Consider the following 19,198-nt stretch of genomic DNA (forward strand, 5'->3'; position numbering starts at 1 on the left):
GCGCCATCGCGGAGACCCGGGTGAGGACCGGCTCGGCCCTCGCGTCTGCGCCGTTAAAGTCCTGCGGCGCGCAGGTCGGTTCTAATCGCACAACGAGGCGCGGACGTGACCGCCCGCGCCTCGTCATACAGTCTTACACGGAGCCGCGCCCTTAGCGACGCAGGCCCAGCTTGGCGATGAGCGCCTGATAACGGTCGGCGTCGACCTTGTTCAGGTGGTCGAGCAGACGGCGGCGTTGCGACACCATCTTCAGAAGGCCACGGCGAGAGTGGTTGTCCTTCTTGTGCGTCTTGAAGTGTTCGGTGAGGTTGGCGATGCGCTCCGACAGGATCGCGACCTGAACCTCGGCCGAGCCGGTGTCGCCGGCGGTGCGGGCGTTGTCGGCGATGATTTCGTTCTTGCGTTCAGCAGTGATCGACATCGAAGGAGTCCTTTCTTGGCCTATCGCGCTTCGCGCTGCTTGAGGCCGTGGGGTCTCGGCCCTTGCCGAATGGCCCGGGCCTAGAGGTTGAAAACGCGGTCGGGTTCTAACCGGCCGGCCCGCAACTGACAGAGGGCGACGAGGGTCTGGCCCTGGAAGGCTGAAACCGTTCGCGAGCCGTCCGACAGACGGGTCTTGAGGGTTTCCACCTGACGGGGGAGCAGAACGATCGGTCGTCCCTGCCGAAGCGAGAAGGCGTCCTGTTCCGTCACGGCCAGATCCGGGATGTCGTCCAGAGCGGTCGCGACGGGAAGCAAGCCTTCCGAGGCGGCGCCCCTATGCACCATTTCCTCCAGAGAATCCAGAGTGACGGCGTTTTCCGTGCTGAAGGGCCCGACCCGCTCGCGCCGCAGGGCTGACACATGACCCTCCGCGCCCAGGGCCAGGGCCAGGTCGCGCGCCAGCGAACGGACATAGACGCCCTTGCCCGTCAGGATGCGGATCTCGACATGATCGGCGTCCGGCGCGGCCGTCGCCTCGGCCGAATGGATGACCACCCGCCGGGACGGCAGTTCGAAATCCACTCCGTCGCGGGCCAGATCATAGGCGCGGGCGCCGTCCACCTTGATGGCCGAGAAACGCGGCGGGGTCTGGTCGATCTCGCCGACGAAGGCCGGCAAGGCGGCCTTCACCTGGTCGAGGGGCGGGCGCACGTCGGAGCGGGCGATGATCTCGCCCTCCCGGTCCACGCTGTCGGTCGAGACGCCCCAATTGATCGTGAAGCGATAGACCTTCTTCGCCTCCATCATCATCGGCACGGTCTTGGTCGCCTCGCCCAGGGCAATGGGCAGGATGCCGCTGGCCAGGGGATCCAGCGTCCCGGCGTGACCGGCCTTCTGGGCGTTGAACAGGCGGCGGATGCGACTGACCGCCTCGGTCGATCCCATCTCGAACGGCTTGTCCAGGCAGACCCAGCCGTCGACGACGTCGCCCTTCTTCCGACGGCCCATCACTTGCCCTTCGGATAATAGATCATTGTCAGCCCCAGGTTAGAAAAACTCACCTGGATTTCGTCTTGATAGCCCGGAGTCCGCCACATCTCGATATCGACCTTTGCGGGAACCGGCCAATTTTGACATCCATCCTGAGCATTGGACGTGAGGACGACTTCTTCGAGAGGATACTGAAGTCCGGATCGGTCGGTCGCTGTGCGTGCTCCAGCGAGGCGCGCGGTTAAGATGCACTTCTTGAATTCAGCGCGAACGCGACCATCGCCGACGATCAGGCGCTGCCCACGAGAGTCTGTCCAAGCACCATCGCCGACGAAGGGATCCCAGGTTGGGGGAAGAAATTCTATGCGGGACGCACCGTTGTTCGGGTTGCCGAGCATCATCGCCGCCTCGGCCCCGACGATCACGGGTATAGCGAGAGGCAGTAGCAAAGGGTTTCCTTCCTTGATGCTTCCGCATCCTGACACCAAAGCCGCAAGCGCTAAGGTGGAGAACCGGGCGCACCACACGATCATTGGCCCTCGTCCTCGTCCCGGCGTTCCAGGTCGGCGCGGACGCGGGGGTCGTCGAACAGACGGTCAATGTGGCTGGCGGCGTCGAAGCTCTCGTCGTGGCGGAACTTCAGGTCGGGAGTAAACTTCATGTCCAGCCGGCGGCCCAGCTGGCCGCGCAGGAACTTGGCGTGGACGTTCAGCGCCTTGATGATCTCGCTCTCATGGCCGGCGACCGGGGCGGTCTCCACGCCCGCGCCCAGGGGCTCGACGAAACAGGTGGCGTGTTTCAGGTCCGGCGACAGGCGGACCTCGGTCACGGTGACCGAGACCCCGGACAGGGCCTCGTCGTGGATGTCCTCCTCGCGCAGGATGTCGACCAGGGCGTGGCGGATCAGTTCGCCGGCGCGCAGCTGGCGCTGGCTGGGACCGGCAAGGCCGGATGAATTTCGGGTGTGTTGCTTACGGGCCATCGGCCGCTCCTTCTTCATCGCCCGCCGGGGTTCGGACCCGGCCGGATAAGCGAAAGGCGGGCGGTCTAGGCGTGTGGGACCGCCGTGTCCAGTTCTGCGGCCCGGACGGACCGCATCACCTCGCTGGAAAAGATCGACCGCGCGGGGCGGATCGTCACGCCGCCGGCGTTCAGGACGCCGGCCGTCCAGTGGTTGCAAAGATGCAGGATGGAAAAGGTTTCGCGGCTGGCGAAGAAGCGGGCGTCGTCGCCGGGGCGGGCGGCGGCGACGCGGGGCGCGCCGCTCGACAGGTCCAGCGACGCCTCGATCCGATCCGCCATCCGGTCGAAGGCGACGGGCGTCAGATGAAGGGCGGCCCGCCGATCGGGGGCGTGTCGCGCGCGCGGGTCGTCCGCCTCCGGGTCCAACATGACGACGGACGGATTGCCGGGCCGGAAGAAGGCGCGCGCGCCGTCGGGCAGGCGGTCGGAGATCGGGCTCTGATCGACATAGAATCGGGCGTCGCCCCAGCCGACCAGAATCCAGTCACCCGGCGCCAGGGTCTCAACCGCCCGTCCCAGGGCGCCGCCTCGTCGTTCAAGCGCGGCGCGGGGCAGGGCCAGATCGGAATGGAAGCCGTTGTCCAGCAAATAGATCACGATCGGGGCCTCGGTCGCCGGCGGCGCGGCCGGACCGAGGCGGGTCCAAGTCAGAAGGGCGGCGACAAGGCCGACTAAAACAACCAGGGGCAGGGCCCATCGCATCGCCGTCATCTCCGAAGGTTCGGTCGATCGCCAGACTAGGCGATCAAGCGGTGCGGTTGGAAGGCGGGTTCGCCGGATCAGGCGCCGGGGGCGTCGGCGAAGGGGGAGGCCGGCGCCGTCTGCCACTCTCCACGCCATTCATAGGTCAGGGTCACGCAATGACGGTGGGTCCCGTCGGCCCAGCGACCGACTGCGTTCAAGGTCAGGGGGCGTGGCGCGCGGATGCGGCTTGCCGCCAGCCAGACCTGGTCGGCCCCCGGACACAGGGCGCGGGCCAGACCGCGCCCGTCGCCGACCTGCTGCACTTCATAGAGGTCCGCGCCTCGGGCGTCCTCCGGCAGGATCCGCCGGGCTGCATCGGGGCCGCCGCGCGCCAGGTCGGCCGAGCCACGGGCGGTGGTCGAGAACAGCCGCTCTATGGCGACGGCGCCGAACAGGCCGCGCCGCACCTGAAGGGTGATCCCCTTGGTGAGGGCCTGGGTGATCCGATCTGTGGCGTTGTAGGAGAAATAGCGGGTGTCGGCATGGGCAGGGGCGGCCGCCGACAGGGTCAGCAGGGCGACGGAAAGGGCGGCGAGGGGCGTGCGCATGCCTCCTTCCTTCCTCTCCATTGCGGCGACTTTAGGCCTCGTCCCGATCAGTGTTCGCCCAGGCAGCGCAGCGCGACCTCGAGATTGCGCAGGCCGTCTTCGCCCGTGACCGCCGGGGTCTCGCCCGTGTGGATGGCGCGAGCGAAGGCCTCAAGCTCCTTTTTCAGCGGTTCGGCGGGCCAGCTGTTCAGCATCTTGGTCGAATAGGAACCGTCAGGCTGCTGGCCGAAATATTCGGTGACTTGGCGGGTGATCAGGTCGGCGACGACGAACTTGGTCTTGGTGGCCACCTGCAGGGTGCGGGTCTTGTAGGGGGTGACCCAGTTGGTGGTGATGTGGGCGATCACCCCATTGTCCAGCCGGAACTGCAGCAGGGCCGTGTCCTCGCGCTCGGCGCGGGTGCGGGCCAGTTGCGGCTGGACCTCGGTGATTTCCGAGCCGGTCAGGTGACGGATGATGTCGATGTCGTGAACCGCCAGGTCGATGACCACCCCGACCTCGCCCATGCGGGGCGGGAAGGGGCCGACGCGGGTGATCTGGATGGAGATGATCTCGTCGTCGGCGACGGCCCGCTTGACCGTCTCGACGGCCGGGTTGAACCGCTCGACCTGGCCGACCATCAGGACGCGGTCATTGGCGCGGGCGGCGTCGATCATCCGCTGGGCGTCGGCCACGGTGGCGGCGATGGGCTTTTCGACCAGAACGTGGACGCCCTTTTCCAGCAGGGCCACGCCGACCTCGGCGTGGAAGCGGTTGGGGGTGGCCACGACGGCGGCGTCCAGGCCGGCGTCGACGAAGGCCTGGGCCGTCGTGACCGGGGTCGCCTCATAGGCGGCCGCAACGCCCTCGGCGACGACGGCGTCGGGATCGAAGACCGTGGTCAGGTCGAACTCGCGCATCTCGGCCGCGACACGCGCATGGTTGCGGCCCATGACGCCGACGCCGGCGACGCCGAATTTGAGGGCAGGGGTGTTCGGCATGGTTCAGCCCTTGTAGCCGGCGACGGCGGCGATGATCCGGTCCTGGGTCGCCTCGTCCAGGTCCGAGTGCATGGGCAGGCTGACGACGACGTCCTTCAGCCGCTCGGTGACGGGCAGGCCCCCGGCGCCTTGGGGGAAGCGCTCATAGGCCGGCTGCAGGTGCAGCGGGATCGGATAATAGACGGCGGTCGGCACGTCATGGGCCTTCAGATGGGCGATCAGGCCGTCGCGGTCGGGGTGTTCGATCGTGTACTGCGCCCAGTTGGAGACATTGCCCGCCGGGACGTCGGGAACCTTGGCGACGTGGGGGCGCAGGCCTTCATTGTAGCGGGCGGCGATGCGGTTGCGCCATTCGATCTCCTCGCCGAAGACCTTCAGCTTTTCGATCAGGACTGCGGCCTGGATCGTGTCCAGACGGCTGTTCAGGCCGATGCGCATGTTCAGATATTTGGGGTCGTGATCGAAGACGCGGTCCTTCAGGTCCACCGCCACGGCCTTGCCGTGCACCCGGACGGAATCGATCAGCTGGGCCAGTTCGTCGTCATTGGTCAGAACCGCCCCGCCGTCGCCGTAGCAGCCCAGGGGCTTGGCCGGGAAGAAGCTGGTGGTCGTGATGTCGGCCCATTTCAGCGGATGCTCGCCGCCGACGGTGCAGCCGAAACCCTGGGCCGAATCCGAGATCAGCTTCAGCCCGTGCCTGTCGCAGATCGCCCTGATCGCCGGATAGTCCGCCGGCTGGCCGAACAGATCGACGGCGATGACCACACGCGGGGTCAGGCGGCCCTCGGCCTTGATTGCTTCGACGGCGCGCTCCAGGGCGGCCGGATCCATGTTGTAGGTGTTGGCGTCCACATCGACGAAGACCGGCTCGGCGTCGAACCAGGGCACGACCTCGGCGGTGGCGGCGAAGGTGAAGCTGGGCACGAAGACCGCGTCGCCGCGTCCGACGCCCCAGGCCATCAGCGGCAGGGCCAGGGCGTCCGTGCCGTTGGCGCAGCCCAGGGCGTGCTTGGCCTGGCCGAAGACGGCGAGGTCGGCCTCGAACTGACGGACCTGGGGCCCCATGACCCAGGCGCCGCCGACGACGGCCTCCTGGACGGCGGCCTCGATCTTGCCGGCGAGGCGCAGGCGCTGGGCCTGGAGGTCGATGAAGGGGATCATGCGGGCGCTCTCCACGTGATTCGGGGGCGGCGGACCGACGGATCGGCCGCGAGGGTGGCCGCCCTCCTAGCAAGATCGGTCCCAGGGGCCAAACGGGGCTGCGTCACTTCGCGTTGCCCTTTGCAACGTTAGAGCCTGATCCGTCGAGGAGGAACCGCTACGCGGTTCCGCCTGAAACGATCATGCTCTAGGGCGGCGTTCGACCGCTCTTGGCGCCGGCCTGTCCTCATCCTAAGCCAGGTTCCTTTTCTAACCGTCCCTTTGCGCCGCGCCTTGCGGCGTCGATACGGCTACGTTCGAGACAAGACGCATGACTGGTGTTCCCGCGGTTTTTCTGGATCGCGACGGGGTTCTGATCGAGGATTCGGGCTATCCGCATCTGCCTGAACATCTGAGACTGATTCCCGGCGCCTCGGCCGCGGTGCGCCGGCTGAATCGACTGGGCTATCTGGCGGTGATCGTCACCAACCAGTCGGGCGTCGCGCGCGGTCTGTTCAGCGAAGATCAGATGCATGCGTTCAACGGTCTGCTGACCAGACGGCTGGCCCAGGACGGGGCGGTGATCCACGCCGTCTACGCCTGTCCCTTCCATGCCGACGCCCAGGACGAACGCTATCGCCATCCGGATCACCCTGACCGAAAGCCCAACCCCGGCATGCTGCTGAGGGCGATCGCGGATCACCAGATCGATCCGGCGCGGTCCTTCATGATCGGCGACCAGCAGACCGACATGGCGGCGGCCCGAGCCGCCGGGGTCTCGGGTTTTCTGTTCGAGGGCGGCGACCTGGACGTCTTTGTGAAGGAGTTGCTCGGCGGCTGACGCCATCGCAATTCGTCGCGCGGTGAATTACTGTGGCGGCTTCTCGGTTCAAGGAGACCGCCCGTGACTATGGCCGCCGCCTATGTCGAACGTCGCTGGAAATCGCCGGACGGCCTGGATCTGTTCGCCCGCGACTATGCGCCCGGCCCCGGCCCGGCGCGGCCGCCGGTCATCGCCATCCACGGGCTGACGCGAAACAGCGCCGACTTCGAAGCGATAGCCCCGCTTCTGGCCCAGAGCGGGCGGCGGGTCCTGGCGGTCGATGTGCGCGGACGCGGACTGTCGGACCGCGCGCCCGATCCGATGACCTATCGACCGGACGTCTATGCGGCCGACGTGCTGGCGCTGATGGACCAGGCGGCCGTGGGCCGGGCGGTCTTCATGGGCACCTCCATGGGCGGGCTGATCACCATGGCCCTGACCGCCCTGCGGCCGAAGGCGGTGGTCGCCGCCATATTGAACGACATCGGCCCGGAAGTGGCGCCCGAGGGTCTGTCGCGCATCGCCGCCTACAGCGGACAGCCGGTCGAGATCGACAGCTGGGCGGACGCGGCGGCCTATGCGAAGCGGATCAACGCCGTCGCCTTCCCCCACTATTCGGATGCGGACTGGGACGCCTTCGCGCGACGCATCTTCCGCCAGGGGCCGGACGGCGAGATCGGCCTGGACTATGATCCCGACATCTCCGTGCCCATCCGGGCGGCGGGCGCCAAGGCCCTGGTTCCCAATCTGTGGCCCATGTTCCGGCGGCTGGCCCGCAACCGGCCGACCCTGCTGGTGCGCGGCGGCGTCTCGGACCTGCTCAGCGCCGACATCGCCGCGCGCATGCGTAAGGCGGCGCCGGACATGGCCTATGTCGAGGTTCCCCAGATCGGCCACGCCCCCATGCTGGACGAGCCGGAGGCCAAGGCGGCCATTTTCGAATTTCTGGCTGAGCTGGACTAGTACCTGAACAATGCGCCGGCGTAGAAGGCGCGGCCGTTGTCGAGCTCCTCGCGCAAGAGGCCGAAGCCGGGGCCGAACATTCTGCGGCGGCGTTCGTTGGTCAGGTTCTTGGCCTGGGCGACGAGCGTGAGGTTCCGGCTCAGGCGATACCGGGCCTGGGCGTCGAACCTGTCATTGGCTTCAACGATCCGGTCCTGCAGCGGGTCGCTGCTGGACACCGAATAGAGCATGTCGCCGACATGATTCCAGGCGCCCTGCACCGTGAAGGGGCCTGAGATGTAGAAGACCTTGAGGTTGCCGACCCGGTCGGCGCTTTCAAACAGCCCCGGCAGGCGACGTTGCGTGAAGTCGCTCATGGCGACACTGGGCGGCGTCCCGTCCAACAACGTCAGATTGGCGGACACCCCTAACCCTTGGAACGGGGTCGGCAGGAAGTCCATGCGCGAAACCACCAGGTTGAACTCGATCCCCTGGACCTTGAAGTCGCCAGCGTTGACGGGACGTACGCGAGTGACGGATTCCAGCGAGCCGTCGATGATTTCGTCTGCCGTGGACCGCAGGACGATGATCTCGTCCGAAACATCCTTCTCGAAAACGCCGACCGAGGCCATGGTGTCACGGCCCGCGTAATATTCCAGGCTCAGATCCGCGTTATTCGACCGGCGCGGTTTGAGAAAGGGATTGCCGCCCTGAATGGTGTAGTCGCCCTCGGTGTTGACCGTCCGCACTTCGCGCGCAGCGAGGTCGTCATAGTTGGCCCGCCCAATGGTCCGGCTCCAGGCGGCGCGGACTTTCAGGTTTTCGGTCAGATCGTAGTTGGCCTGGAATGACGGAAGCCAGTCGTCATAGTCTGTCTCCTGAACGCCATAAAGGTAGGCGCCGGCGGTCAGGGCGGCGGAACCGGACCGGAGTTTCGTGTGCTCGTAGCGCAGGCCGCCTGAGACGGTGAGGCGATCGGCGCCGAACCGCGCCATGGCGTAGCCCGCGTCAATATCCTCGTCGATGTCATAGTCGGCGGAGATGCTGCCGGCCGCATTCGTCGGGGTCGCCGCGAAACCCGCTCGGTTGGCTTCGAAGAACGCCCGGGCCAAGCCTGGATCAACGATCAGAATTCGTGTCCCCCGCGCATTGAAGGGCGAGTAGTCGGACAACCGGCCTACTGCGGACAGGCGATAGTCGCTGGAGCTCAGCGGCCGGTGGTTGTCAACGCCCCTATCGTAGCTGCGCTCAAGGCGACGCGCATAGGCGCCTATCTGCAGACCCAGGCCGCGGTCGCTTCGATCGACGTTGAACCCCCAGTCGAGATGCGCGGTTTTGGCCTGTTCGCGGGCGTCGTCCAGCGTCGTGCCGTATTCAAACTGCCGGTAGTTGGCGGGATCGAAGGCGAAGGCCGGGTTGGCCACGTCGAAATAAGGAAACGCGCCCCGCTCGATCTCATAGGTGAAGGCGAGGTTCGTCGTATTGGCGATGCGATAAGTCGCCAGATGCGCGTCCTGGCGGTAGGTGGCCACGGCGTCGTTCAAGCCGAAGTCGACGAACTGACGCGCGCCGGGCGCCCAGCGCACCCGGAAATCGACATATCGGATGCCGCGCGCCTGGTCATATTGGACCAGATCGACTTGGGCGTTGGCGGAAGTCACGCTTCCCCCCGTGGCGGAAATGCTGGCCGATACCGGATTGCCGTTCGCGATCAGGATGTTGCTCTGGCGGTCCTCATCGTTGGTATGGGTGAAGTCCGCCGCCGTGAGGCGCGCCTCCAGGCCGCCGTGACGGTATTCGAACTTGCCGAACACGCCCTCTCGCTTACGCACGTTGTCGTAGGCCAGCCAACGACGACGCTGAGGCGCGACGTCCGCCGTATCCAGACCCGGCGCCGTCACAGCCAGTCGCGCATGGGTGACCGGATCAAAGAAACTATAGTTGTCGACGGCCGAGTTCAGTGACGAAGAATCGCGGATATAGCGGCTCGCCGACACGACGAAGCCAAATCGGTTGTTGGGCCCGAAGGTGTTGGAGACCACGACCTCGCCTTGACCGGACGGTCCGCCGTCTCTGAAATGCCGTTCGTTGTCCCAAACGCCAATATCGAACCGTCCAGCGATGAACAGATCGCCGCGTCCGTCAAAGGCGCTGCGGGTCACGAGGTCGGCCGCGCCGCCGATGGCGTTTCCGTTCATGTTCGGGGTCACGGACTTGGAGACATCGACCCGCCGCGCCAGCGACGAGGGGATGACGTCGAGCGAAACGTTGCGGCGCCCGAGTTCGTTGGCCGGAAGGGCGACCCCATCGACCTGGACCAGATTGTAATCGGCGTTCAAGCCGCGAATGGACAAGAACTGCGCTTCGCCGCGGTCATTGTTCTGAACCGTCGAGACCCCTGGAACCCGTTCGAGCGCCTCGCCCAGACCAAAGTCCGGCAAGCTGCCGATTTCGTCCGAACTGATCGAATCCGAGATGATCGCGGCCGTGCGCTTCATCGAGATTTCGTTCTGCGCCTGTAGTCGAACCCCGGTGACGACGATCTCATCCAACTGGGCGGCGGGAGCGGTCGGGACCGTCTGGGCCACCGTCGGCGTTGCGAAGAGAACGGTGGACGCCAACCAGAGTTGACGAAGCGAAGAGTGGCGAACCGACATGTGGGCCTCCGTGATCGGGATGCGCTCCATTTACTCACTCATAGTGAGATATTTATGACATGATCCGTCGTTATAGGTTCCGGGTCACTTTCAGGAGCCTCCATGATCCTCTCCGCCCTCTTCACCCTCGCATCGGCGCTCTCCGCTTCGCCCGCCCTTCTGGCCTGTGGAGATGATCAGGTCCGGCGCTATGAACTCGCCGCCGAAGGACCGCGCGAGACCTGGCGCTGGGACGCCTCGGAGGCCGAAAACCTGCCGCAGGGGTTTCGCGCGGGGCTCTTGGAAAAGATCGATGAGTGCAAGCCCGTCGCCGATGGTCGTGTGCTGATCACAGCCTCAACGGGGGGCGTGGTACTGCTGGACGGTGCGTCTGGAGACGTGCTTTTTCGCGCTGAAGCGCCCATGGCGCATTCGGCCGCCGTCCTGCCCGGCGATCGCATCGCCGTGGCGCTCTCGATTCACGACAGGGGTGATCGACTGAACGTTTACGATCTCACGGACGGCGAAAAGCCGGTTCTCAGCCTGCCATTGCCGTCGGGTCATGGGGCGGTTTGGGACGCAGAGCGTCAACGTCTCTTCGCCCTATCGCACGACACCATCCAGGCCTTCGCCCTGGTGGATTGGGAGGGTGACGAGCCGCGACTTCAGGAGACGGCGCGGTGGACGCTGCCCGGCGCCCGCGACGGACATGATCTGTCCAGGGCAGCCGACGGATCGGATTATCTGGTCACGACCCACGACGGAGCCTGGCGCTTCGATCCCGAAGCCAACGCCTTCAAGGCTCTGGAGCCGCTGAATCCTGCGCTGCAGGTCAAATCCGTCGACGTCGACGCCGAGGGTCGTCTGGCCTGGGTCAAGGCTGAGGAACGTTGGTGGGCGTTCGGCTTCTCGGTCATGCAAGACGGCCGCGTCGTCCGTGTCCCGATCAACGACATGCATTTGTACAAGGTGCGGTGGATTCCTGCGCCGCCCCGACCATAAGGTAGGTGCTTGGCTGGCCGTTTCCGCTATGCATCCCTCTATGGTGGGAGTCGGTTACGGATCAATCGCGCCGCGTTTCCTGCGTGAGGACGGCGTACGCACGGCGACGGCCAACGAACGTCGGCTGCTGTCCCTGCTGCGCCGGGACGGGCCGATGACGCGCGCGCAACTGGCGCGCGCCACTGAGCTTACGGAACAGTCGATCGCTCGGTTGGTCGAATCTCTTTTGCAGCGCGACCTGCTGATCGAAGGCGCGCCCGTCGTGGCAGGTCGTGGGAAGCCGGGTCTTCCCGTGAGTCTCAATTCAAAGGCGCTTCACGCGGTCGGCGTCTCCGTCATGACCGACGCCGTCGCCGCAGCCGTCATGGATCTGAGCGGCTCGATCCTGGCCCGTCGCCAGATCCCGATCCGCGACGTGTCCCTGACGGCCGCCATCGCCGAGATGCAGAAGCTCGTCAGAGATCTGGAAACCCAGGCGGGCGTGTCCGCCTCTCAAAGGATCGGCGTCGGCGCCGCCGTGACGGGATATTTCATCGGTGACGGGGCCCGCCTCAACCCGCCGCCTGCGCTGGACGCCTGGGCCCTTCAACCGTTGGACGGGATTCTCTCCAAGGCCTTCGACGGCCCGGTGTGGATCGAGAACGACGGCACGGCGGCGGCCATCGGCGAGGCCATGTTCGGCGTCGGGCGCCGGTTGGACAATTTCGCCTATCTGTACTTCTCGGCAGGATTCGGCGGTGGCGTCGTCGTGCGAGGCGAACCCCTGCGCGGCGACAACGGCAATGCAGGCGAGTTCGCCTCTGTCATACCCGTTGACTGGTTCCAACCCAATCTGACCGCCCTGCTCCGGATGATGCAGGCTGGCGACGGCGACCGGTGGGCGTCGCTCGGCGACCTTCTGGCCGACTTCCCCGCCGATCATCCGATCATCGACCAGTGGCTGGACGCGGCGGAACAGCCGCTAAACCTGGTGCTTTCCGCCATATCGGGCGTGCTGGATCCCGGCGGGATCGTCCTGGGCGGGCGGCTGCCTCACGCCCTGGCTCTTCGCCTGATCGAACGGCTGCGCTTCACCAACCCGCAACGTCGCGGGCATTGCCGCCCTGTCCCGAAGGTCGAGGCGTCGCCGATCCTTGGCGACGCCTCGGCGGCGGGGGCCGCCGCACTCCCTTTGCGAGCCGCCTTTTTCTCGCTCGCGTCGCACGAATCCGCCGGTTCTTGACCTCTAACCGGCCCCCTTCATGAGCGGGCCGTTCGGCGCCGTCGTCTGATTGTCTTCGCCCCCTTCTAGTCCCTGGTCGGATCGACCTGACTGGCGTCCCCATAGGTCAGGGCTAGGAAGACGTCCTCCAGGTCGGGGTCCTCGGTGGTGATGTCGGCGATGGTGACGCCTGCGGCGCGGACCGCATTGATCACCTGCTCCACCGACGACTGCCCCTTCTTATAGGTCACGGCGAAGGCTCCGCCCGCCCGCGGCGCGACCTGGAAGCCGTTCAGGACCGGGGGGGTCTGCTGCGGCGTCTCGGGCGTGACCACCACATTGCGGCTGTCCAGCCGGCGCAGCAGCTGGGGCGTGGGCTCACAGGCCACCACCCGGCCCCGATTGACGATGGCGATCGTGTCGCACAGCTCCTGGGCCTCCTCCAGATAGTGGGTGGTCAGGACGATGGTCACGCCCTCGGCGTTGATCTGGCGCACATAGGCCCAGAGCTGACGGCGCAGTTCGACGTCCACCCCCGCCGTCGGCTCGTCCAGGATCAGAATAGGCGGATTGTGGACCAGGGCCTTGGCCACCATCAGGCGACGCTTCATGCCGCCGGACAGGGCGCGGACATAGGCGTTGGCCTTGTCCGACAGGCCCAGGGCCGCCAGGAGCTCGTCGGAACGGCGTTCGTTCTTGGGCACGCCGTAGAAGCCCGCCTGAACCTCCAGCGACTCGCGCGGGGTGAAGAAGACGTCGGCGACGATCTCCTGAGGCACCACGCCCAAGGCGGCGGCGGCGTCACGCGGCTCCTTGTCGATGTCGCGGCCCCAGATGGTAACGGTCCCTTCGGACTTCTTGACCACCCCCGCCAGGATGTTGATCAGGGTCGATTTGCCGGCGCCGTTCGGGCCCAGGAGTCCGAAGACGGACCCGCGTTTCACCGCCAGGTCCACGCCGTGCAGGGCGGTCTTGGGGGCGGCCTTCTTGGAGCCGGCGTAGGTCTTTTTGAGCCCCCGCACCTCAATGGCGTTGTCGGGCAGGGTGGTGGGGTCGGTCATTCGGTCGGGCTTTGATCGGACAGGAAGGGGCGCGGCGGTTTGACGCCGCCGAATGGGCCGCATAGGTATGCGTCCGACGCCTCCTCGCCAAGACACGAGCCGAATAATGCCGCCCCGCCACCCCGATGCGATCATTCCGCCCCCCGAAGAGATCGTGGTCTCGACAAAGCGTGTCGCCTGCGACGGCGGCGGCGGCGCCCTGGGCCATCCGCTGGTCTATATGGACATGGGCGAGGATGATTTCGTCGAATGCGGCTATTGCGACCGTCGCTTCGTCCTGTCGGCCCAGCCGCATGACGAAAGCGAATATCTGAGCCCCGCCGCCCGCGCGGCCGAGGCGCACTGAGGCTGCGGTTTGGCCGCTCAGCCGCTGTAAGAGACGCTCGACCCCGCCTTTGAACTGAAAAGAGACAGAGTTGCGCTATCTGCACACCATGGTCCGCGTTCGCGACCTCGACGCCTCTCTGCATTTCTACTGCGATCTGCTGGGGCTTCAGGAGGTGCGTCGCACCGAGAATGAAGCGGGACGTTTCACCCTGGTCTTTCTGGCGGCGCCCAAGAATCTGGAGCAGTCGGCGGCGGAACGGTCGCCTGAGCTGGAACTGACCTATAATTGGGACCCGGAAACCTATCAGGGCGGCCGCAATTTCGGACATCTGGCCTATAAGGTCGATGACATCTATGCCGCCTGTCAGCGGCTGATGCACGGGGGCGTGGTGATCAACCGACCGCCGCGCGACGGCAATATGGCCTTCGTCCGCTCACCGGACGGTATTTCGATCGAACTGCTTCAGGACGGTCCGCCCCTGACGCCGGCCGAGCCCTGGGCGTCCATGCCCAATACGGGGAGCTGGTGATGGGCGGATTTCGCGCGACGTCGGCGCGCCTCGTCGCCGCCCTTTCGATGACAGCCCTTCTGGCCTCGGCCTGCGCCTCAACCACGGAATCCAACATCGGCCGCACGGCGACCGAAAACCTGCTGCTGGCCCGGGCCGCAGACAAGGCGGTGGAGGGCCTGTCCCTGCCGCTTCCGACCGGCGCGACCGTGTTTGTCGATGAGACCTATTTCCAGACCGAAAACTCCCGCTACGCCATCAGCGCAATCCGCGGGGCCCTGTCGGACGCCGGTTATCGGCTGACCCGCACCCGGGAGGACGCCGACGCCGTGTTCGAAATCCGCACCGGCGCCCTGGCGCTGGAGCAGATGCGCCGCGTCTTCGGCATTCCCGAAATGCGGATTCCGATCAACGAGAACTTCAACGTCGTCTCGCTGCCGGAGCTGTCGGTTTACAGCAATCGCGACCGGGCGGGCGTGGCCGAATTCTCCGGCTTTCTCTATGAGGCCAAGACCGGAGCGCCCTTGGGCGCGGTTCTGCCGATGATCGGACAGTACCGGATTCGCAGCCACAAGCTGTTCATGATCGTGACCTGGGGCCAGCAACAGGCGCAGCCGGGTCAGCGCGATCCGGGATCGAGCTGGACGGAATTCTGACGGCTGACGCGGCGGCTCGGGCCGCCTATGTTCCGGCCATGACCGACGCTTCCGCTTCCGACGCCGCCCCCTCCCAGGACCGCCCGCTCACCCAGGACGGACCCGCCCTGCGGCTGTGGATGATTGACGCCTCGGCCTATATCTTCCGCGCCTATCACGCCCTTCCGCCCCTGACGCGAAAGTCGGACGGCCTGCCCGTGGGGGCGGTCCAGGGCTACTGCAACATGTTGTGGAAGCTGCTGAAGGACATGAAGGGCGCCGACGGCCCCACCCATCTGGTCGCCATCTTCGACCATTCGGAAAAGACCTTCCGCAACGACCTGTACGACCAGTACAAGGCCCACCGCCCGCCGGCGCCCGAGGATCTGGTGCCGCAGTTTCCTCTGGTGCGCGAGGCGACGGCGGCCTTCGGCGTCCATTGCGTCGAGCTGCCCGGCTATGAGGCCGACGATCTGATCGCCACCTATGCCTGCAAGGCCCGCGACGCCGGAGGCGAGGCGGTGATCGTCAGCTCCGACAAGGATCTGATGCAGCTGATCGGCGGCGGCGTAGTCATGTGGGATCCGATGAAGGATCGGCGTCTGGCCGAGCCCGAGGTGTTCGAAAAGTTCGGCGTCGGGCCGGGAAAGATGGTCGATCTTCAGGCCCTGATCGGCGACAGCGTCGACAATGTGCCGGGCGCGCCCGGCATCGGCCCGAAGACGGCGGCGCAGTTGCTGGACGAATACGGCGACCTGGACACCCTGCTGGCGCGGGCTGGGGAGATCAAACAGCCTAAACGCCGCGAGACCCTGATCAATTTCGCCGACCAGATCCGCCTGTCGCGCGAACTGGTCCGCCTGACCTGCGATGCGCCGGCGCCGGAGCCGATCGAGGATTTCGCCGTGCGCGATCCCGATCCTGAGACCCTGTCGGCCTTTCTGGACAAGATGGAGTTCCGGTCGCTGCAGCGTCGGGTCGGAGACGGCAAGGCGGGGCCCAGCGAAACCTCCGCCTTCGCGCCCAAACGCACGCCCAATCTGAACGCCCCGGTGGCGGCGCCCCGCTATGGCCAGACGGCGGACGGGCCGGTCGAGGCGCAGTCCTTCGATCTCGACGCTTATGAATGCGTCCAGACCGAAGAGGCTTTGGACCGCTGGATCGCGCGGGCGACTGAGGCGGGTGTGGTCGGCTTCGACACCGAGACCGACGCCCTGTCAGCGACCCATGCGGGCCTGTGCGGCGTATCCCTGGCGGTCGGGCCGAACCAGGCCTGCTACATCCCCCTGACCCATGAGCATGAGCCCCAGGCGGGCGAGGGCGGGCTGTTCGGGGAAGCGGGCGAGCCGCGCGAGCCTATTCAGCAACTGGACAAGGCGACGGCCCTGACGAAGCTGAAGTCGCTGCTGGAAGACCCGTCGGTCCTGAAGGTGCTGCAGAACGCCAAATATGATCTGGCGGTCATGGCGCGGCGCGGAATCCGGGTCGCGCCTTATGACGACACCCTGCTGCTCTCCTATGTGCTGGAAGGCGGATTGCACGGTCACGGGATGGACGAGCTGGCGCGGCTCCACCTCGGCCACGAGCCGATACCCTTCAAGAGCGTGGCGGGGACCGGCAAGAGCCAGAAATCCTTCAAGCACGTCGCTCTGAAGTCGGCCACCACCTACGCCGCCGAGGATGCGGACGTCACCCTGCGTCTGTGGCGCATTCTAAAGCCCCGGCTGGCGCGCGAGGGCCTGTCCACCGTCTATGAGACCCTTGAACGGCCCATGCCCGCCGTCCTGGCCGAGATGGAGACCGCCGGCGTCCGCATCGATCCCGACCGCCTCAAGCGTTTGTCGAGCGAATTCGGCTTGCGCATGGCCGAGTTGGAGACCCAGGCCCATGAGATTGCGGGCCGTCCCTTCAACATCGGCTCTCCCCGCCAGATCGGCGACATCCTGTTCGGCGAGCTGAATCTGCCGGGCGGGAAGAAGACCGCCTCCGGCCAGTGGGGCACCGACGCCAGCGTTCTGGAGGACCTGGCCCAGACCCACGCCCTGCCGCGTGTCCTTCTGGACTGGCGACAGCTGTCCAAGCTGAAAGGCACCTATACCGACGCCCTGATCGCCGCCGCCGACCCCCGGACCGACCGCGTCCACACCTCCTATCAGCTGGCCGCCGCCTCGACCGGCCGTCTGGCCTCCAGCGATCCCAACCTCCAGAACATCCCCATACGCACCGAGACCGGCCGCGAAATCCGCCAGGCCTTCATCGCCGCCCCCGGCCATCTGCTGATCAGCGCCGACTACAGCCAGATCGAACTGCGCCTTCTGGCCCATATCGGCGACATCCCCGAGCTGAAACGCGCCTTCAAGGCCGGGCTGGACATCCACGCCGCCACCGCCAGCGAAATGTTCGGCGTCCCCGTCGAGGGCATGCCGTCCGAGACCCGCCGCCGCGCCAAGGCCATCAATTTCGGCATCGTCTACGGCATCTCCGCCTTCGGCCTGGCCGCCCAGCTGGGCATCGATCAGGGCGAGGCCGGCGCATACATCAAGACCTATTTCGACCGCTTCCCCGGCATCCGAACCTATATGGACAGGACCAAGGCCGAGGTCCGCCAGGCCGGCTTCGTCTCCACCGTCTTCGGGCGTCGGATCCACATCCCCGCCATACACTCGAAATCGGGCGCCGAACGCCAGTTCGGCGAGCGCGCCGCCATCAACGCCCCCATCCAGGGCGCCGCCGCCGACATCATCCGCCGCGCCATGATCCGCATGCCCGCAGCCCTGGCCCAGGCGGGGCTGAAGACCCGCATGCTGCTGCAGGTCCATGACGAACTGGTGTTCGAGGCTCCAGAAGCGGAGGCTGAGCGCGCCATTCCCGTCATCAAGCGGGTCATGGAAACCGCTTCGGACCCCGCCGTCGCCCTGACCGTGCCCCTGGTCGTCGACGCCCGCGCCGCCCCCAACTGGGACGAGGCGCACTGAGACGCCGGCGCGGCGGCGTTCAGGCCGCCAGGACGATGATGTCGTCGGGGCTTTCGCCGCGCCCCAGAAGGCCGGTTTCAAAGTCCATGAAAATGTCCAGCAGCTCGGCCACCCCCGCCGGATGGGCGCCGGCGCCGAAGCGGAAACGCCAATAGCTGACGATGTGCTGGACCGCGCCCAGCTGGTCGCCCAGGCGGGCGAACATCGACGGGGCGTCCAGCAGGAAGTCGCGGAAGGCGATGGGTTTGCCCTCGCGCGTCAGCCGGGCGTAGGCGTCGTCATAGACGCTGAGGGTGCGGCTGACCTCGTCGCAGGTGCGAATGATGCGGCCCCGCAGGACGGCGCGGCTGCGGTCCAGATATTCGCGGGCCTGTCGATCGACCTTACCGACCGGCTTGATGGTGCGCACCGCCTCGGCGACGGCCGCCACCTCGCCCAGCAGGGTCGACAGGGTCCATTTGTAGTAGAGGAAGCCTTTCCAGCAGAAGACCCCTTCCTGATACTGTTCCGGGGCCAGACGCAGGGTCTCGCGCAGGGCCTCCAGCTGGTCGCCAGGGGTGTTGGACAGGATCTTGGCCGTCATCCGCGCCGCTGAATCGGCGGCTTCGCTGTTGCCTGCGCCCAGGCTGAGGCTGACCAGGGGTTCGATCTCGCCCCGGACGAAGGTGGTCATCCGCTGAAGATCGCTCTCGCTGATCGAGAAATAGCAGGGCGCCGGCTCCAGGCCGCACCGGCGCAGCTGTTCGCGAAGCAAAAAGGGGTCGAGCGACGGCAGGCGGTCGATCTGGCGCAGGGTGACGATGTCCGCGTGGGTCGCGGGGACGCCGAACGATTCCATCATCATCCGTTCGAAGCCGATCTGATTGACGAAGACATAGCGGCCGCCGGTCTTCAGATCCTCGTCGTCGATCGGAATGATCACCTTGGTCGCCACATGGCGACGGCCGGTGAACAGGTCCGTCTCGTTGCGTCGGAGCCGGTGTTTGATGATCAGGGATCGGTTCAGCACCGGGGTGCGGAAGATCGGGCGTGCGGCCCAGTCGGGATTGCGCAGGGCGCCGTCTGCCCGGCTGTCGCCGTTCTCTTCCCACACCTTCAGCAGGTTCAGCACGCGGGCGGTGGAGGCCGAGCCCCTCAGGTGATCGAGATTTCGGACGGCGCGATCGGTCATGCCCGGCACCTTGCACCACAAATCGTCACCAATGGCTTAGCTGGCGGCCAATTCGACCGATGCTGGCG

19 protein-coding genes are annotated in these 19,198 nt (G+C 66.3%); 8 read left to right on the forward strand and 11 right to left on the reverse strand.

Going from position 1 to position 19,198, the window contains the following annotated elements; all coding sequences use genetic code 11:
• Positions 1-151: 151 nt before the first annotated feature.
• The 8 genes from rpsO to BSP_RS03410 form a co-directional block, all read right to left on the reverse strand.
• Positions 152-421, reverse strand: coding sequence for a 30S ribosomal protein S15 (gene rpsO, locus BSP_RS03375; protein WP_152949300.1), 270 nt, complete (start codon positions 419-421; stop codon positions 152-154).
• 80 nt (positions 422-501) lie between these two features.
• A complete protein-coding gene (truB, locus tag BSP_RS03380; RefSeq protein WP_152949301.1) occupies positions 502-1,431 on the reverse strand; it encodes a tRNA pseudouridine(55) synthase TruB in 930 nt (309 codons plus the stop codon).
• A complete protein-coding gene (locus tag BSP_RS03385) occupies positions 1,431-1,946 on the reverse strand; it encodes a hypothetical protein (RefSeq protein WP_152949302.1) in 516 nt (171 codons plus the stop codon). Before BSP_RS03385 ends, truB begins: the two co-directional genes overlap by 1 nt.
• Positions 1,943-2,395 (reverse strand): 30S ribosome-binding factor RbfA, encoded by a 453-nt coding sequence (rbfA, locus tag BSP_RS03390; protein WP_152949303.1) that lies wholly within the window; start codon positions 2,393-2,395, stop codon positions 1,943-1,945. Before rbfA ends, BSP_RS03385 begins: the two co-directional genes overlap by 4 nt.
• A 65-nt stretch (positions 2,396-2,460) precedes the next feature.
• On the reverse strand, positions 2,461-3,138 hold the full coding sequence (locus tag BSP_RS03395; RefSeq protein ID WP_152949304.1) for a DUF2459 domain-containing protein: 678 nt from the start codon (positions 3,136-3,138) through the stop codon (positions 2,461-2,463).
• A 77-nt stretch (positions 3,139-3,215) separates the two neighbouring features.
• Complete coding sequence (locus BSP_RS03400; protein ID WP_152949305.1) at positions 3,216-3,728, reverse strand: hypothetical protein; 513 nt, start codon at positions 3,726-3,728, stop codon at positions 3,216-3,218.
• Positions 3,729-3,775: 47 nt separating this feature from the next.
• A complete protein-coding gene (locus tag BSP_RS03405) occupies positions 3,776-4,708 on the reverse strand; it encodes a Gfo/Idh/MocA family protein (RefSeq protein ID WP_152949306.1) in 933 nt (310 codons plus the stop codon).
• A gap of 3 nt (positions 4,709-4,711) precedes the next feature.
• Complete coding sequence (locus tag BSP_RS03410; RefSeq protein WP_152949307.1) at positions 4,712-5,869, reverse strand: DegT/DnrJ/EryC1/StrS aminotransferase family protein; 1,158 nt, start codon at positions 5,867-5,869, stop codon at positions 4,712-4,714.
• 310 nt (positions 5,870-6,179) lie between these two features.
• On the opposite strand from BSP_RS03410, the gene BSP_RS03415 reads away from it, so the two are divergent.
• Positions 6,180-6,689: an HAD-IIIA family hydrolase gene (locus tag BSP_RS03415; protein ID WP_054764467.1), complete on the forward strand. Its 510-nt coding sequence runs from the start codon at positions 6,180-6,182 to the stop codon at positions 6,687-6,689.
• Positions 6,690-6,758: 69 nt separating this feature from the next.
• Positions 6,759-7,634: an alpha/beta fold hydrolase gene (locus tag BSP_RS03420; RefSeq protein ID WP_054764468.1), complete on the forward strand. Its 876-nt coding sequence runs from the start codon at positions 6,759-6,761 to the stop codon at positions 7,632-7,634.
• Here BSP_RS03420 and BSP_RS03425 read toward each other — a convergent pair.
• A complete protein-coding gene (locus BSP_RS03425) occupies positions 7,631-10,300 on the reverse strand; it encodes a TonB-dependent receptor (protein WP_054764469.1) in 2,670 nt (889 codons plus the stop codon). The two genes, BSP_RS03420 and BSP_RS03425, sit on opposite strands and share 4 nt — an antisense overlap.
• Positions 10,301-10,372: 72 nt before the next feature.
• On the opposite strand from BSP_RS03425, the gene BSP_RS03430 reads away from it, so the two are divergent.
• Together BSP_RS03430 and BSP_RS03435 are read left to right on the forward strand one after the other, a co-directional pair.
• Positions 10,373-11,251, forward strand: a complete 879-nt coding sequence (locus tag BSP_RS03430) for a DUF6528 family protein (protein WP_054764470.1) — start codon at positions 10,373-10,375, stop codon at positions 11,249-11,251.
• Positions 11,252-11,291: 40 nt separating this feature from the next.
• The gene (locus tag BSP_RS03435) at positions 11,292-12,473 is read left to right on the forward strand and encodes an ROK family protein (RefSeq protein ID WP_054764471.1); all 1,182 of its coding nucleotides are present in this window, start codon (positions 11,292-11,294) and stop codon (positions 12,471-12,473) included.
• A gap of 65 nt (positions 12,474-12,538) precedes the next feature.
• Here the strand turns inward: BSP_RS03435 and BSP_RS03440 are convergent, their stop codons facing one another.
• Positions 12,539-13,513: an ABC transporter ATP-binding protein gene (locus BSP_RS03440; RefSeq protein WP_152949308.1), complete on the reverse strand. Its 975-nt coding sequence runs from the start codon at positions 13,511-13,513 to the stop codon at positions 12,539-12,541.
• 106 nt (positions 13,514-13,619) lie between these two features.
• Between BSP_RS03440 and BSP_RS03445 the strand changes: the two genes are divergently transcribed.
• The 4 genes from BSP_RS03445 to polA all read left to right on the forward strand — a co-directional run bounded on the left by BSP_RS03445 (position 13,620) and on the right by polA (position 17,959).
• Entirely contained in the window at positions 13,620-13,859 is a 240-nt protein-coding gene (locus BSP_RS03445) for a zinc-finger domain-containing protein (RefSeq protein ID WP_054764473.1), read from the forward strand.
• A gap of 70 nt (positions 13,860-13,929) precedes the next feature.
• A complete protein-coding gene (locus BSP_RS03450) occupies positions 13,930-14,370 on the forward strand; it encodes a VOC family protein (protein ID WP_152949309.1) in 441 nt (146 codons plus the stop codon).
• Positions 14,370-15,005, forward strand: coding sequence for a DUF6655 family protein (locus BSP_RS03455; RefSeq protein WP_054764475.1), 636 nt, complete (start codon positions 14,370-14,372; stop codon positions 15,003-15,005). Before BSP_RS03450 ends, BSP_RS03455 begins: the two co-directional genes overlap by 1 nt.
• A 38-nt stretch (positions 15,006-15,043) precedes the next feature.
• Positions 15,044-17,959, forward strand: coding sequence for a DNA polymerase I (polA, locus tag BSP_RS03460; protein ID WP_152949310.1), 2,916 nt, complete (start codon positions 15,044-15,046; stop codon positions 17,957-17,959).
• 19 nt (positions 17,960-17,978) lie between these two features.
• On the opposite strand, the gene BSP_RS03465 is transcribed toward polA, so the two are convergent.
• Entirely contained in the window at positions 17,979-19,130 is a 1,152-nt protein-coding gene (locus BSP_RS03465; RefSeq protein WP_152949311.1) for a hypothetical protein, read from the reverse strand.
• Positions 19,131-19,198 lie beyond the last annotated feature (68 nt).

Source organism: Brevundimonas sp. Bb-A, assembly GCF_009394735.1.
In the GTDB taxonomy this organism is placed as follows: Bacteria; Pseudomonadota; Alphaproteobacteria; order Caulobacterales; family Caulobacteraceae; genus Brevundimonas; species Brevundimonas aurantiaca.